This window comes from Albimonas sp., assembly GCF_055129145.1.
Genome location: NZ_JBSRTQ010000006.1, coordinates 1 through 15,157, shown reverse-complemented (window position 1 = coordinate 15,157; position 15,157 = coordinate 1). Strand labels below are relative to the sequence as shown.

The window sequence follows — 15,157 nt, the reverse complement described above, 5'->3', positions numbered from 1 at the left end:
GCAAGGCCCGACCGTCGGTCAGTCCACCCAGCGCCGCACTTCGCCCGCCACGCCATCCCAACCGCCTGGCGCCAGCTCCCGCCCCAGCACGCGCGCCGGGTTGGTCGGCGGGGGAAACGCCAGGCCCTTGCCCAGCTCCCGCGTGAAGCCGAAGCGGCGATAATAGGGCTCGTCCCCCACCAGCGCCACGCGGGTCCAGCCGAGATCCGCCGCCGCGTCCAGCGTCGCGCCGATCAGCATCGCGGCCAGCCCCTCGCCCTGCCGCGTCGGGTGCACCGCCACCGGGCCGAGCAGCAGCGCCGGCGTCCCCGCCTCGCCGATCCGCACCGGCCAGTAGCGGATCGCGCCGGCCACCGCGTCGTATTCGTCGCGGGCGAGCATGCACAGCTCGGGCACCGCGGCCACGTCGTCGCGAAGGCGATAGGAACTGAGCGCCGTGCGGCCCGGCGCGAAGCAGGTGTCGTAGAGCCATTCCACCTCGGGCTCGTCCTGCGGGCGCTCGCGCATGATCCGGAACATCGATGGTCCTTTTCCACGCTGCGGGGGATGGCGACGGGTCCGGCCCGTAGCATGCGCTCGCCGGTTTCGTCTAGAAGCGGGGGGACGCGATCATGGAGACGCCCACATGCACTACCTCACCCAGGACGGGCACGGACTGCCGCACAACCCGTTCAAGGCCATCGTGGCCCCGCGCCCGATCGGCTGGATCTCCAGCCGCGACGCGCAGGGGCGCGACAATCTCGCCCCCTATTCCTTCTTCAACGGGGTCGCCGACGCGCCGCCGATGATCATGTTCTCGGTCACCGGCCGCAAGGTGGGGCGCGAGGCCGAGACCAAGGACAGCCTCGCCAACATCCGCGCCTCGGGCGTGTTCGCGGTCAATATCGTGAGCTGGGAGCTGAAGGACGCGATGAACCTCACCTCCGGCGGCTACGCCCATGAGGAGGACGAGTTCGCGCTGGCCGGGCTGGAGAAGGCCGACTGCGTCGAGATCGACTGCGCCCGCGTCGCCGCCGCGCCCGCCACGCTGGAATGCCGGCTGTGGAAGGAGGTGGCGCTGCCCACGGCCGGGCCCGACACCGACAATGTGGTGGTCTTCGGCTCGGTGGTCGCGGTGCATATCCACGACGCCATGCTGACCGACGGGATCTTCGACCTGGAGAAGTTCCACCCGGTCGCGCGCTGCGGCTACAAGGATTACGCCGTGGTGCGCGAGCTCTTCCAGATGACCCGCCCCGGCGGCGGCGACGCGCACAACATGGCGCCGCGCTGAGCCGGGGCCCGGCGCGCCCCCTCCGCCTCGGGGCGGCGCCTGCGGAGGGCGCCGCCCCATTGCGTTTCGGGTCCGGTGAAAGGATTCGTCAGCCATGCTCCGTAACCAGAGCTTAGCCTTGAAAATGTTGGATATTTACTCTGCGTAGAGACCGCGGAGCCTATCACGGTCTGGCCGGAGGGGACGACGGCCAGGCCTGGGTGAACGGCCCGGGCCGCCGTCCGCCGGGGCGTAAGGGGGAAGCCGCTTCGCGCGTGTTTGGACGGCGTCGGAGCGTTTGGGGTGAGTGGCGTGACGCCGGCGAGGTCGGCTTCCTTCAGATGCGGGATCGAGGGGTCGGATCCCGCGCGGCGACCCGGGGACCGTGGTGTGGGCGGGCCTCGGGAAAGGCGGGTGCAAGTGCGTGGCGTGTTTGTGGTCGAGTGGAGTTGCGTGGCGTTCGGCGGGTGAAGCGAAGTGTGGCGTGGTTGGGGTGGCGTGAGCGTGAGACGGCGTGTGTGACGGACGGGCGGAGCGTGGTGGCGTAGGTCGAAGGATGCGTGGTGTTGCGCAAAGGGCGTAAGCGTTGGAATTGCGCGGCGGTAAGTGTGACGGAGGACGGGACGGCCTGAGGCGCCGCGGCCTGCAGGAAAACATCGCGGCGCCCGGGTGGGATCGGGGCTGCGGCGCCGCGTGACGGCCGCAGGCGAAAACGACGGGCGTAGGTGGCGGGCGTAGGCGATGGACAGGACGGTCATGCGGGCGCACGCGCCGCGGATGCGACCGGGCGACCAGCGACATTCCGGTGAACCCGGACGAATTCAGGGCCGCGGCGGGAATCGCCCGGCCCTTTTTCGTGCGCGCGCGCGCCTCAGGCGAGCACCGCCCCCGGGTTCATGATCCCCGCCGGGTCCAGCGCCGCCTTGATCGCGCGCATCGCGGCCAGCTTCGCGGGGTCGCCGTAATGCGCGAGATCCGCGGTCTTGAACCGCCCGATGCCATGCTCGGCGCTGATCGAGCCGCCATGCGCGTCGATCAGGTCATGCACGATCCGGGTCAGAACCGGCTTCAGGTTCGCATAGTCGTCGCGCTTGCGGCCCTTCGCGGGGAAGAGGTTGTAGTGCAGGTTGCCGTCGCCGAGATGGCCGAAGGCGTTGATCCGGATGTCCGGCGCTTCCTGCATCAGCCGCGCCGAGGCGGCGGTGACGAAGGCCGCGACCTCGCTGAGCGGCGCCGAGATGTCATGCGAGGCGATGGAGCCGATCTTGCGGTTGGCTTCCGGAATCGTCTCGCGCAGGCGCCAGAAATCGGCGCGCTGCTGCTCGGACTGGGCGAGCGCGCCGTCGAGCGCGAGGCCCCTTTCGAACGCCTCCTCCAGCGCGGCTTCCAGCGCCGCGGCGGCGCCGGAGCCCGCGCCGCCCCCGACCTCGACCAGCGCCGACCATTCGGGGATCGGGTCGAGCGGGCAGCGGGCGCCGGGGATCTCGTCGAGACAGAAGCGGATGCCGGAGCCCTGCATCAGCTCGAAGGCCGAGATCTGCTCGCCCACCCGGCCGCGCAGCAGGTGCAGAAGCTCGAGCGCGGCGGCGGGGGAGGGGACGGCGACGAAGGCCGTCGCGATCTCGGTCGGACGGGGATGGAGGCGGAGCGAGGCGGCGGTGATCACGCCGAGCGTCCCCTCGGAGCCGATCAGCAGGTGGCGCAGGTCGTAGCCGGTGTTGTCCTTTCGAAGCCGCTTGAGGCCGTTGAACACCGAGCCGTCGGGCATCACCGCCTCGAGCCCCAGGCAGAGGTCGCGGGTCATGCCGTAGCGCAGCACGTTGACGCCCCCGGCATTGGTCCCCAGCACGCCGCCGATCCGCGCGGCGCCTTCGGAGGCGATGGAGAGCGGGAACAGCCGGTCGACGGACGCGGCCGCGGCCTGCGCGTCGGCGAGGATCACCCCGGCCTCGCAGATCATGGCGTCGTCGTCGGGATGGAGGGCGCGGATGCGGTTGAGGCGTTCCACGGACAGCAGCAAGCCCGGAGGGCCTTCGGGCCGGACCTGGCCGCCGACGAGGCCGGTGCCGCCGCCCCAGGGGGTCAGCGCGACGCGGGCCTCGCCGCAGGCCCGCACGATATGGACCACGTCCTCGACCGAGCCGGGGCGGACCACCAGCGCGGCCTGGCCCTGGGAGAGGTCGCGGGGCTCGCGCAGATAAGGGGCGGCGTCGTCGCCCTCGCGCAGGCCCTTGGGGCCGAGCTTTTCGCGGAGCGCGGCGAGAAAGGCGGGGGAGGGCGCGGCGAGGTCTTCACGGGGCATCGGAAAAGTCCCTTGGGGCGGCGGCGCGGGCCAGCCGGTCGTTGATGGCGAGGCCGATTCCGGTCTCGGGCAGGGGGGCGACGGCGATGACGCCGGCGCCGCCCATGCTTGCGTCGAGCGTGCGGAGATGGGCGAAGAGAGCGGCGGCGGCCTGGGCGAGGTCGCCGGCCGGGGAGAGGTTCAGCGCGTGGGCGGCGGCGGCGGCTTCGGTCGGGTCGGGACCGAAGCCGAGCCAGCCCTCGCCCGGCCGCGGCGCGGGCGCGTTCAGGCGCAGGGCGGCGCCGGGGGCGTAATGGGAGGCGAGCATGCCGGGGGCGACGATCGTGGGCGCGACGATGGCGGGCGCGGGGTTCGCGGGATCTGCGGGAGCGCCGGCCTGCGGCGCCCGGCCCGAGCTGGGCTCCCGCCCGCCCACCCCGCCCAGCACGGGCCGGGCGCCGCAGGCCTCCGCGATGGCCTCCAGCGACAGGCCGCCGGGGCGGAGCAGGCGCGGGGTCCCGTCGGGGTCGAAGGTGAGGATGGTGCTTTCCAGACCCACCGGGCAGGGGCCGCCGTCGAGAATGGCGTCGATGCGGCCCGAGAGTCCCTCGGCCACATGTTCGGCGGTGGTCGGGCTGACCTTGCCGGACGGGTTGGCGGAGGGGCCTGCGACGGGGACGCCAGCCGCCTCCAGCAACGCGCGGGCCAGCGGATGGGCCGGGATGCGGATGGCGACGGACGCGAGGCCGGCGGTGACGGCGGGGGCGAGGCCGGAGTTTTCGCGCCGCGGCAGCACCAGGGTCAGCGGCCCGGGCCAGAAGCGGGCGGCGAGCGCGCGGGCGGGGGCGGAGATCTCGGCCAGCGCCTCGGCGGCGGCGAGGTCGGCCACATGCACGATCAGCGGGTTGAACGACGGCCGGCCCTTGGCGGCGTAGATCGCGGCGGCCGAGGCCTCGCGGTCCGCGCGCCCGCCGAGGCCGTAGACCGTCTCGGTCGGGAAGGCCACGAGGCCGCCGTCGCGCAGGATGCGCGCGGCCTCGGCGATCCCCGCCCTGTCCGGGGCCAGCCATGCGGTGCGTTTCGCGGTCATGCGCCCTCCGCCGCTCGGGCCGCCCTTCGCCCGGGCGGCCGCTCTCCCCCTGATCCCGCGTCGCCGGCGCCGCCGCAAGCCCCCATCCCCGCGCAGGCGGGGCCGCGGCCCCCCCCGACCACCGCCGGACCGGCGACGGATCACGGCGCCCCTGCGTCGGCGTCTCCGCTGGACAGGACCCCGCCCCGCGCCTAGCTTCCGGGCAAAACGCGCCCGACGGGCGGCGGCGCGCGCTGGCGTGTCCGACGACCCCGAGAGCGGCCATCCAGCCGGCGCAGGGCGGTCCGGGACGACCCGCCGTCCGCCGCCCCCGGCCAAGGGAGCGATGACCATGTCCTACCAAGCCCCGATCCGCGACCTCGCCTTCTGCCTCGACCATGTGATCGGGGCCAACCGTCTGGCCGAGACCGAGCTGTTCGCCGACGCCACCGAGGAGACGCGCGCCGCGATCCTCGACGAGGCCGGCAAGCTCGCCGCCGGCGTGCTCGCGCCGATCAACCGCAACGGCGACCTGACCCCGGCGCGGCTGGAGAACGGCGTGGTCCGCGCCTCTCCGGGCTTCGTCGACGCCTATCGTCAGATCGCCGAGGGCGGTTGGGTCGGCCTCGCCGCCTCGACCGAGCATGGCGGCATGGGCCTTCCGCTGACGCTGGGGACCGCGGTGGGGGAGATGTTCGCATCCGCCAATCTCAGCCTGTCGCTCTGCCCGCTGCTCAGCCAGGGCCAGATCGAGGCGCTGGAGGCGCATGCGTCCGACGAGCTCAAGGCGCTCTACCTGCCCAAGCTGATTTCGGGCGAGTGGACCGGGACCATGAACCTGACCGAGCCGCAGGCGGGATCCGACGTCGGCGCGCTGGCCTCGCAGGCCAGGCCCAACGGCGACGGGACCTACGCGGTGTCGGGGCAGAAGATCTACATCTCCTGGGGCGATCACGACGTGGCGGAGAACATCTGCCATCTGGTGCTGGCGCGTCTGCCGGATGCGGCCCCCGGCACGCGCGGCGTGTCGCTGTTCCTGGTGCCGAAATTCATCCCCGACGCCGAGGGCCGCCCCGGGGTGGCGAATACGCTCAAGGTGGTGAGCCTCGAGCACAAGATGGGCCTGCACGGCTCGCCGACCGCGGTGATGGCCTACGAAGGCGCCACCGGCTGGATGGTGGGGCCGGAGAACGGCGGCATGGCGGCGATGTTCACGATGATGAACAATGCCCGGCTGGGCGTCGGCGTGGAAGGGCTCGGCATCGCCGAGGCCGCCTGCCAGAAGGCCCTTGGCTACGCGATGGACCGGGTGCAGGGCAAAACCGCCGACGGCTCGAAGTCCATCGTCGGTCATGCCGATGTGCGGCGGATGCTGCTGAAGATGCGCACGCTGACCGATGCGGCGCGGGCGATCTGCCTCGACACCGCGCTGTCGCTCGACATGGCGCGGGCCGCGGGCGGGGCGCAGGGCAAGGCGTGGAAGGCGCGGGGCGCATTCCTGACGCCCATCGCCAAGGCCTTCGGCACCGATATCGGCAATGAGGTCGCCTATATCGGCGTGCAGGTCCATGGCGGCATGGGCTTCATCGAGGAGGCCGGCGCCGCGCAATATTCCCGCGACGTCCGCGTCACCGCGATTTACGAGGGCACCAACGGCGTGCAGGCCATGGACCTCGTCGGCCGCAAGCTCGCCGACGGGGGCGAGGCCGCGGCGGCCCTGATCGAAGAGCTGCGCGCCGCGGTCAAGGCCGCCGAAGGGCCGCTCGAGCCGCTGGGCGAGCAACTGGCCCTCGCCATCGACGCGGTGGAGGCGGCGACGGACTGGATGCTGGCGGCGGAGCCCAACGACCGGGCCGCCGGCGCCGTCGATTATCTGCGCGCCTGGGCGCTGCTGCTGGGCGGCGGCTATCTGCTGAAGGGCGCGGGCGTCGGCGGGGCGGACCAGGGCCGCCGCGTGGCCCTCGCGCGCTACTATTTCGGGCGCGAACTGCCGCTGGTCGCGGCGCTCTGCGACGCCGCGACCGAGGGGGCGTCCGCGCTCTACGCGCTCGACGCGGAGGCGCTCGCCTGATGGCCGGCGTGACGACCGCCGCCCGCACCGGCGTCCGCTTCCCGGTCGCCGAACCGCCGGAGAACGGAGCCGCGGTGGAACTGGCCGAGGGCGTGCTCTGGACCCGCATCGGCATGCCCAACCGGCTCGCCCATGTGAACGTTTACGTGCTGGACGACGGCGACGGCTGGACGGTGATCGACACCGGGCTGCGCCACCGCCAGTGCCTCGACGACTGGGAGAAGCTGCGCGCGGGCCCGCTCGCCGGCAAGCCGATCCGGCGGATCGTCGGCACCCATCACCACCCCGACCATATCGGGCTGGTCGGCCGCTTCATGAAACATGACGACGCCGAATTCTGGACCACCCGCACCGCCTATCTGATGACGCGGATGCTGCAGCTCGACCACAACGAAACCCACCCGCCCCAGCAGGTCGCCCATTGGGTGCGCGGCGGCATGGCGCCCGACATGGTGGAACGCTTCGCGGCGAAGGCGCCGATGAACTTCTCCAACGCCACCTACCGGATCCCGCAGGGCTACACCCGGATCGAGGAAGGCGACGTCATCACCATGGGCGGCCGCCGCTGGGATGTGCGGATGGGCAACGGCCACGCGCCCGAGCATGCGACGTTCTGGTCGCAGGACTGCAATCTGGTGATCGTCGGGGATCAGGCGATTCCCGGCATCAGCTCCAATCTCGGCGTGCACCCGACCGAGCCCGCGGCCGATCCGGTCGGCGAATGGCTGGAAAGCTGCGAGCGTCTGCTGCAGTTCGCGCGCGAGGATCACATCGCGCTGCCCGGCCACAAGGCGGTGTTCACCGGCCTGCCGACCCGGTTCGAGCAGCTGATCGGCAACCATCACGGCGCCATCAAGCGCCTGCGCGGCCACCTGACCGAGCCGCGGACCGCCGTGCAGTGCTTCGTGCCGATCTTCGGGCGGGAGATCGAGGAGAACGTCTTCGGCCTCGCGCTCAACGAGACCTACGGCCACCTCAACCACATGCTCAAGCGGGGCGAGGTGGCGCATGAGCTGCGCGAAGATGGCGCGCTCTGGTGGCGACTCGCCGCCTGATCGGCGCAACCGCGACGATTTCCGCCTTGATCGCGCGCGCCCCTCGGGGCTATTCGACGGTCAACCACCGAACACATGCGCCCGGGGCGAGGCCCCGCGCGCGGAGGGAGAGCCCGGATGTCCGACAATCACGACAGCCATGACGGCCACGGCGCCGACCACGAATACGGCAAGATGGACATCACCGAGCAGGAGAAGACCTTCGCGGGTTTCCTGCGGGTGATCATGATCGGCACGACCCTGACCATCCTGGCGCTGATCTTCATGGCGCTGGTCAACGGCTGAACCGGCGTCGGGGGGCCGGCCGCAGGGCATGGCTCCGGCCCGCATGACAACGCCGCCGCCCGGGACCGGGCGGCGGCGTTTCGCGTCTTCGGGCGGCGCGGCGGGGCGCCGCCGGTGATCCTCAGCGCGCCGCCTTCAGGTTCTGGCGCAGCTGGTTGACCACATTGGCCGAACCGGCGCCGCCCTTGGACTTGTAATAGGCCAGCACCTCCTTGCGGAGCTGATTGGTCTTGCTGAGATATTCGCTCTCGGCCACCCGACCCTCGGTCGCGCCCTGCGCCCGCGCCAGCGCCTGCATGTCATTGAGCCGGTCGCCGCTGGCCGGATGGCCGGCGAAGAAGGCCGCCACCCCGGTGGAGTCGCCATACATGCGCTTGAGCACCTCGAAGGACTTCGCGCCCGCCAGCCCGTTATAGCCCGCGCCGCCGAGATATTTCATGCCGAGCTGGTCGGCCGCCGATTCCTGATCGCGCGAGAAGTCGGCGGTGTAGGCCTGGGCGCCGAGCCCGACCGCGCCCTCGACCAGCTGGCTGGGCAGGCCCGCGACCGCGCCCCCGATCGACAGCAGCGCGCCGACCATGCCGACCTGCTGGCGTCGCTGCATCCCGGCGGTGACATGGCCCAGATCCTCATGCGCGATCTCATGGGCCAGAACCATGGCGAACTCGGCCTCGTTCTCCATCGTGGCCAGCATGCCGGCGTTGATGAACACGTAGCCGGCGCCCGAGGTGAAGGCGTTCGCCGACGGATCCTTGAGGATGTAGGTCTTGAGCCGCGAGGCCTGCTTGCCGCGCTGGGCGTCGATCCGGGCGGTGATGGCGTTGATGTAGCCGTTCAGCTGCGGGTCCTTGAGCAGCATGTTCTTCTGGCGGGCCTCGGCCAGAAGCGCTTCGGACTGCTGGTTCTCCACCGCCAGGGCGGAGGCCGAGCGCGGGCCCTGCGGCGTGGTGGTGGGCGCGGCGCAGGCGCTGAGCGAGCCGGCGAGCAGGGCGGCGAGCGCGAGGCGGGGAAGCTTCATCGTGGAACTCCGGGTCTGGCGGGCCCTGATCGGAGGGCGCGACGCGGTGAAAGACAGCTCCGGGCTGTTCGACAGGCGGGGGGGCGCGGCATCATGTGTCACGGCGCGAACAATGGCGCCTTATCGGGCGTAAATGCGTCGCCGAGACGGCGACGGCATGACGTTGACCGAGGCGCCGACCGGGCTCGGCCGGGAGAGTCGGTCGAACGGCCGCCCCCGGATATGCGAAACCCCCGGCCACCAGGACCGGGGGTTTCGTGATTTTTGTTCACGGGGCGCGACATCACCCCGCTCGGGCAAGCCTCAGGCGAGACCTTCGCGCTGCAATTTCTTGCGCGCGAGTTTACGGGCACGACGAATCGCTTCGGCCTGTTCACGGGCACGCTTCACCGACGGCTTTTCGTAATGCTGTCGGAGCTTCATTTCCCGAAAAACACCCTCGCGCTGCATCTTCTTCTTCAGAGCGCGAAGAGCCTGATCGACATTGTTGTCGCGGACCATCACCTGCACGGACTTCACCACCTTTCTAAGCTGACGGGTCGCAAGAGCGGGCTATATATCAATGGGTCTCGCCCCTGTCCACCGCCCGCGCGCAGGCCTATCTTGGGGAGAGCGCCCGACCCGAGCCCCAGCCGAAAGCAGGAGCCTGCCATGAGCGAAATCGAGCACGACGCCCCCGCCTACGACCCGGTGGACCCGGAGATCGTCACCCCCGTCGCCGACGGCCTCGCCGAGGCGCGCGAGGCGATTCTGGAGACGATCGCCGACCATGCGACCTTCGACGGCTGGTCGCCCGCCGCCATCGCCGCCGCCGGCGCCGCGGCCGGGATCTCGCCGGAGATGTCGCGCCTGGCCTTCCCGCGCGGGGTCGACGCCGCCATGGCGTTTCACGCGCGCGGCGACCGCAGGATGGCCGAGGGGCTGGCCGCAGCCCCGATGGGCGGCATGGGCATGACCGACCGCATCACCCACGCCGTGCGCCTGCGGCTGGAACTGGCGGAGCCCGACCGGGAGGCGGTGCGCCGCGCGGCCTCGCTCTTCGCGCTGCCGGTCAATGCCGGCCACGGCGCACGGATGGTGTGGAACACCGCCGATGCGGTGTGGACGGCGCTGGGCGACGGCTCGGACGATCTGAACTGGTACACCAAGCGGGCCACGCTGTCGGGGGTGATCTCCTCGGTCACGCTCTACTGGCTGGGGGACGAAAGCGAGGGGCGGGCCGACACCTGGGCCTATCTCGACCGGCGCATCGGCGACGTGATGCGGATCGAGAAGGCCAAGGCCGCGGTGCGCCGCAATCCGCTGGGCAAGATGGTGATGGGCGGCCTCGACCGGCTGACCAGCGGCGTGAAGCGGCCGAAGGGCGCGCGGGTCTAGGGCGGCGTAAGGCGGAGGCGGCGTAAGGCGGGTTCGCACCCGCCCTACCAGCCTTGCGGCGGGTCGAAAACCGTCGCCGGCGTCGTAAAGAGGGTAGGGCGGGTGCGAACCCGCCTTCCCGGCCCCCACGCCGCGCCCGCGGGCTCAATGCCGGAAATGGCGCATCCCGGTGAACACCATCGCGAGGCCCGCCTCGTCGGCCGCGGCGATCACTTCGGCGTCGCGCATCGAGCCGCCGGGCTGGATCACCGCGGTCGCCCCGGCCTCTGCCGTGGTCAGCAGACCGTCGGCGAAGGGGAAGAAGGCGTCGGAGGCCGCGACCGAACCGCGGGTCGGGACTTCGGAAAGGCCCATGGCCTTCGCCATGTCCTCGGCCTTGCGGGCGGCGATGCGGGTCGAATCGACCCGGCTCATCTGCCCGGCGCCGACGCCGACCGTGGCCCCGTCCTTGGCGTAGATGATGGCGTTCGATTTCACATGCTTGGCCACCCGCCAGGCGAAGATCAGGTCGGCGAGCTCCGACGGCGTCGGCGCCCGGCGCGTCACCACGTTCAGGTCCGCGAGCTCGACCCGGCCCGAGTCCCGGTCCTGCACCAGAAATCCACCCGCCACCTGTCGAAACGTCCGCCCGGCGGAGGTCGGGTCGGGCAGGCCGCCGGTGGTCAGCAGGCGCAGGTTCTTCTTCTTGGCGAAGATCTCGCGCGCCTCGGGGCTCGCGTCGGGGGCGATGACCACTTCGGTGAAGATCTTCGCGATCTCCGCCGCGGTCTCGGCGTCCAGCGCCACGTTCAGGGCCACGATTCCCCCGAAGGCGGAGGTCGAGTCGCAGGCCAGCGCCCGCCCCCAGGCCTCGGCCGCGCTGGACCCCTTGGCGACGCCGCAGGGATTGGCGTGCTTGACGATGACGCAGGCCGGCCCCTCGGCCGGGTCGAACTCGGCCACGCATTCATAGGCGGCGTCGGTGTCGTTGATGTTGTTGTAGCTCAGCTCCTTGCCCTGGAGCTGGGTGGCGGTCGCCACGCCGGGGCGGGCCGAGCCGTCGAGGTAGAAGGCGGCGGACTGGTGCGGGTTCTCGCCGTAGCGCAGGCTCTGCGCGAGCGTGCCCGCGAAGGCGCGGCGACGGGGCGTCGCGTCGCCGGCATGCGCGGCCATCCAGGTCGACACCGCGGCGTCATAGGCCGCGGTGCGCGCGTAAGCCGTCGCGGCGAGGCGAGTGCGGAAGGCCGGGGTCGTGCCGCCCTCGGCGAGTTCCGCCAGCAGGGGGCCGTAGTCCTCGGGATCGGTCACCACCGCGACATGGCCATGGTTCTTGGCGGCCGCGCGGATCATCGCCGGGCCGCCGATGTCGATGTTTTCAATGCAGTCTTCGGGCGACGCGCCCTTCGCGACCGTCGCCTCGAACGGATAGAGGTTGACCACCAGCAGGTCGATCGGCGCGATGCCATGCGCCTCCATCGCCGCCGCATGGCCCGCGTCGTCGCGCAGCGCCAGCAGGCCGCCATGCACCATCGGGTGCAGGGTTTTCACGCGGCCGTCCATCATCTCGGGGAAGCCGGTCAGCTCGGCCACGTCGCGGACCGGCAGGCCGGCGGCGCGGATGGCGGCGGCGGTGCCGCCGGTGGAGACGAGCTCCGCCCCCGCCGCATGCAGGGCGGCGGCGAGATCGGTCAGCCCCGCCTTGTCGGAGACGGAAAGCAACGCGCGGCGGACAGGAATGCGGGCATCGGTGCGGGTATCGGTCATCGGTGGGCTCTGGCCTCGGGTCGGCGCCGGCGCGAGCGGCCGGGCGGAACGATGACGCCGGCTGCGGGGCGCGGGCCGGCGGAGGATGGGTCGGGGCCGGGTCGCGCGCGCCGGTCGGCGGGCGGGCCAGGCCTTCAGGCCGGGTCGCCCAGGCGCAGGCCCCAGGAAACGCGGCCTCCATACTCCACCGCGCGGGCGGAGACCACGACCTGTTTGGTCGCGCGCGGGGCGGTCTGGTCCGCTTCGAAATAGACGCTGTCGCGCACCCGCGCCTCGCCCCCGATCACCGAGAAGACCCAGGCGGTCCGCTCGATCGTCAGGGTCACGGTCCCGTCGGCGCGGGCCGCGGCCTCGACCGAGGGGTGCAGGTGAAAATGCGCCGCGAAGGCGAGGCCGCGGTCCGCGCCGGTCTTCGACGCGCGCTCGAACCGCCTGCGGGCGGCGTCGTCGGGGCTTTCCAGCACGTCCTCGCCCCGGAAGTCGCGGCCGTCATGGCTGAGGAACAGGCGGCGATGATGCACCAGCCCGTGCGAGCCGAGATAGCCGTCATGGGAGCCGAGAAACCACGAGCCGTCGCCGTCCTGCGCCGTCTCCGCCTCCACCACCCTTGGGCCTTCGCCGAAGGGGTGGGGGCCGGGGCCGCGGGCGTTCGGCCCGATGCGGGCGGAGCTGACGCCCTCCAGCGACAGGGTCGACTGGGCGGCGGTGGCGCGGCAGGCGGCGGCCCAGTCGCCCGACGCGATCCCGGCCGGGCCGCAATTGACGATGGGCCGGAGCGCGCCGAAGGCCAGTTCGAAGCCGAGCGTCGCCGCATGCGCCGACGGCGTGGCCGGCGGCCGGGCCGCGTCCACCACCACCGTGGCGCGCCCGGCGGAAAGGCGGACGAAGCCCATCGCCCGCTCGCGCGCGGCGGCTGGCTTGCGCGCATGGACCAGCGACAGCGCATGGTCGAGCCGGCCCGGCGCCCCCGCGCCCCCGCCATGGAACCGCGGCAGCCCGCCGTCGCGCATTCTCAGCGCGCGCAGCGCGCCCTGGGCGCGGGCGATGGCGGCGGCGTGGTCGGGCTCGGGGTCCAGGCCCGCGGCGCTCAGATGGCGAGCGGCGGCGGCGAGCGCGATCAGCGCCTCGCACAGCCGCTCCGGCGCGCGGGAATTCAGACCCCCCGCCTCGTCCACCGCCAGCGAGGCCGCGGCGGCGAGCCGTCTGGCCGCGGCGCGGCGGGGGGCTTCATCCGAATGCAGCGCCAGCACGCAATTCAGGTGCCCGGCGGCGGCGCGGATCCGGGCGAGGCCTTCGGGCGCCGTCTCCATCCCCTTCTTCAGCCGCCGCTCATGCAGGGCGAGGGCGCGCAGAAACCGGCGTTCGAGGTCGGCGGAGGCGTCGCGCAGCACGAAATCGGCGCGCTCCATCCAGGCGGTGGCGCGGATGCCGGCGGTCTCGGGTCCCCAGCCGGGGCCGGCGCCATCGCCGAACTGGGCGATCCAGCCGAAGAGCCAGGATTGCGCCACACGCCGCGCCTCCCGCGTGCCGGCGGCGGCGAGATCGTCGAGCCAGGCGAAGCCGTGCAGCGCGTCGGCGAAGGCGTCCGAGGGGGGCGGGATCCGCCACGGCCCGAGGTCCCTGGCCTGCACCTCCTCGCCGGCGAAGCGGAAACGGCCTTCCATCAGGCGACGGGCGGCGGCGGCGTCGCCGATCCAGAGGGGCTCGGGCCGGAAGGCGAGCGTCTCCGGCACGCGCAGACCCAATCCCAGACTGTCGAGCAACCCGCTCACCGGCGTCTCGCCTCCCCCATCGTCGCATTCCGCCCTTGTGGGACGTCGAACGCAGGTAGGACCGCGCGGAGCGATGCCGCGCAGCCATGACCGACGATTCGAGGCAACATGGCGCGCGAGGCCGCTCCTGTCACGGGGCCTTGCTGAAGATCGCGGCGAAAAACCCGTCCAGGCCCCCGGAATCGGGCCAGAAATCCGGGCGCGTGCGCAGAAAGCCACGGTCCGAGACCCATTCGGACGGGATGCCGAGCGGGGCGGGGTCGATCGGGACCGTGGCCAAAGCGCCACGGGCGGCGAAGGCCTCGGCCCGCTGCTCGCCCTCTTCGGGCAGCAGCGAGCAGGTGGCGAAGACCAGCTTGCCGCCGGGCGCGAGCCAGCCCGCGGCGCGATCGAGCAGCGCATCCTGCAGTTCGGTCAGGGCCGGAAGGTCGAGGGTCGCGCGCAGATGCGGCATGTCGGGGTGGCGGCGCGCGGTGCCGGTGGCCGAGCAGGGGGCGTCGAGCAGGATGACGTCGAAGGGCGCGTCCGGCGTCCAGTCCAGCGCGTCGGCGTGGACGATCTCGGCGGCGAGGCCGGTGCGGGCGAGGTTTTCGGAGACCCGCTCCAGCCGCTGGGCGATGAGGTCGAGCGCGGTGACATGGGCGCCGGCGGCGGCGAGCTGCATGGTCTTGCCGCCGGGCGCGGCGCAGAGGTCGAGCGCGCGGAGCCCGCGGACGTCGCCGAACAGGCGGGCGGGCAGGGCGGCGGCGGCGTCCTGCACCCACCACTCGCCGGTTTCATAGCCAGGCAGAGTGGTGAGCTGGGCGCGGCCGCGCAGGCGGAGCGATCCGGTGGGGAGGAGCTCGGCGTCCAGCGCTTCGGCGAGCTCGGCGGCGCGGGCGGGGTCCCTGGGGGTCAGGTCGGTGGGCGGGGTCAGCAGATGCGCCTCGGCCATGCGGCGCGCGGCGCCGGCGCCCCAGGCGGACGACAGGCGCCCCCACATCCAGCCCGGCATGTTCGCGCGGGCGGCGTCCTGGGCGGCCCAGGGGGCGGGGCCCTCTGCCGCGATGCGGCGGGCGACGGCGTTGACGAAGCCGGTCAGACGCTCGCCGCCCGGCTGGGCGCGCAGCGCCTCGACCGCGCCGCCGGCGGCGGCATGCGGGGCCTCGCCCAGCGCCAGGATTTCGACCGCGGCAAGCCGCAGGGCATGGGCGGCGGCGGGCGGCGGCGCGCGGCGCAGGAAGCGTTTCAGAAC

13 protein-coding genes are annotated in these 15,157 nt (G+C 72.5%); 5 read left to right on the top strand and 8 right to left on the bottom strand.

The genetic code is table 11. The features are described 5' to 3' along the window. Window positions 1-18 precede the first annotated feature (18 nt). Window positions 19-519, bottom strand: a complete 501-nt coding sequence (locus ACTB72_RS01900; protein WP_463035284.1) for a GNAT family N-acetyltransferase — start codon at window positions 517-519, stop codon at window positions 19-21. A 106-nt stretch (window positions 520-625) separates the two neighbouring features. Between ACTB72_RS01900 and ACTB72_RS01895 the strand changes: the two genes are divergently transcribed. Beyond that, window positions 626-1,273, top strand: a complete 648-nt coding sequence (locus ACTB72_RS01895) for a flavin reductase family protein (RefSeq protein WP_463035283.1) — start codon at window positions 626-628, stop codon at window positions 1,271-1,273. Window positions 1,274-2,123: 850 nt separating this feature from the next. Here the strand turns inward: ACTB72_RS01895 and ACTB72_RS01890 are convergent. Next, on the bottom strand, window positions 2,124-3,554 hold the full coding sequence (locus ACTB72_RS01890; protein ID WP_463035282.1) for an FAD-binding oxidoreductase: 1,431 nt from the start codon (window positions 3,552-3,554) through the stop codon (window positions 2,124-2,126). Beyond that, window positions 3,544-4,623: an L-threonylcarbamoyladenylate synthase gene (locus ACTB72_RS01885; protein ID WP_463035281.1), complete on the bottom strand. Its 1,080-nt coding sequence runs from the start codon at window positions 4,621-4,623 to the stop codon at window positions 3,544-3,546. Before ACTB72_RS01885 ends, ACTB72_RS01890 begins: the two co-directional genes overlap by 11 nt. Window positions 4,624-4,954: 331 nt before the next feature. Here ACTB72_RS01885 and ACTB72_RS01880 point away from each other — a divergent pair, with 331 nt between their 5' ends. The 3 genes from ACTB72_RS01880 (at window position 4,955) to ACTB72_RS01870 (ending at window position 8,013) form a co-directional block, all read left to right on the top strand. Then, window positions 4,955-6,673 carry an acyl-CoA dehydrogenase gene (locus ACTB72_RS01880; RefSeq protein WP_463035280.1) on the top strand — a complete coding sequence of 573 codons (1,719 nt, stop codon included), beginning with the start codon at window positions 4,955-4,957 and terminating at the stop codon, window positions 6,671-6,673. Continuing rightward, a complete protein-coding gene (locus ACTB72_RS01875; RefSeq protein WP_463035279.1) occupies window positions 6,673-7,728 on the top strand; it encodes an MBL fold metallo-hydrolase in 1,056 nt (351 codons plus the stop codon). Before ACTB72_RS01880 ends, ACTB72_RS01875 begins: the two co-directional genes overlap by 1 nt. Before the next feature lie 117 nt (window positions 7,729-7,845). Continuing rightward, window positions 7,846-8,013 carry an aa3-type cytochrome c oxidase subunit IV gene (locus tag ACTB72_RS01870; RefSeq protein ID WP_463035278.1) on the top strand — a complete coding sequence of 56 codons (168 nt, stop codon included), beginning with the start codon at window positions 7,846-7,848 and terminating at the stop codon, window positions 8,011-8,013. 121 nt (window positions 8,014-8,134) lie between these two features. On the opposite strand, the gene ACTB72_RS01865 is transcribed toward ACTB72_RS01870, so the two are convergent. Both ACTB72_RS01865 and rpsU read right to left on the bottom strand, forming a co-directional pair. After that, on the bottom strand, window positions 8,135-9,031 hold the full coding sequence (locus ACTB72_RS01865; protein ID WP_463035277.1) for a M48 family metalloprotease: 897 nt from the start codon (window positions 9,029-9,031) through the stop codon (window positions 8,135-8,137). Window positions 9,032-9,334: 303 nt separating this feature from the next. After that, the gene (rpsU, locus tag ACTB72_RS01860) at window positions 9,335-9,541 is read right to left on the bottom strand and encodes a 30S ribosomal protein S21 (RefSeq protein ID WP_092680954.1); all 207 of its coding nucleotides are present in this window, start codon (window positions 9,539-9,541) and stop codon (window positions 9,335-9,337) included. Between the two features lie 141 nt (window positions 9,542-9,682). Between rpsU and ACTB72_RS01855 the strand changes: the two genes are divergently transcribed. Then, on the top strand, window positions 9,683-10,408 hold the full coding sequence (locus ACTB72_RS01855) for a COQ9 family protein (RefSeq protein ID WP_463035276.1): 726 nt from the start codon (window positions 9,683-9,685) through the stop codon (window positions 10,406-10,408). A gap of 144 nt (window positions 10,409-10,552) precedes the next feature. On the opposite strand, the gene purH is transcribed toward ACTB72_RS01855, so the two are convergent. The 3 genes from purH to ACTB72_RS01840 form a co-directional block, all read right to left on the bottom strand. After that, the gene (gene purH, locus ACTB72_RS01850; RefSeq protein WP_463035275.1) at window positions 10,553-12,151 is read right to left on the bottom strand and encodes a bifunctional phosphoribosylaminoimidazolecarboxamide formyltransferase/IMP cyclohydrolase; all 1,599 of its coding nucleotides are present in this window, start codon (window positions 12,149-12,151) and stop codon (window positions 10,553-10,555) included. A gap of 134 nt (window positions 12,152-12,285) precedes the next feature. Continuing rightward, complete coding sequence (locus tag ACTB72_RS01845; RefSeq protein ID WP_463035274.1) at window positions 12,286-13,923, bottom strand: heparinase II/III family protein; 1,638 nt, start codon at window positions 13,921-13,923, stop codon at window positions 12,286-12,288. A 130-nt stretch (window positions 13,924-14,053) separates the two neighbouring features. After that, window positions 14,054-15,157: RsmB/NOP family class I SAM-dependent RNA methyltransferase (locus tag ACTB72_RS01840; RefSeq protein WP_463035273.1), on the bottom strand; the 1,104-nt coding region annotated here is incomplete at its 5' end.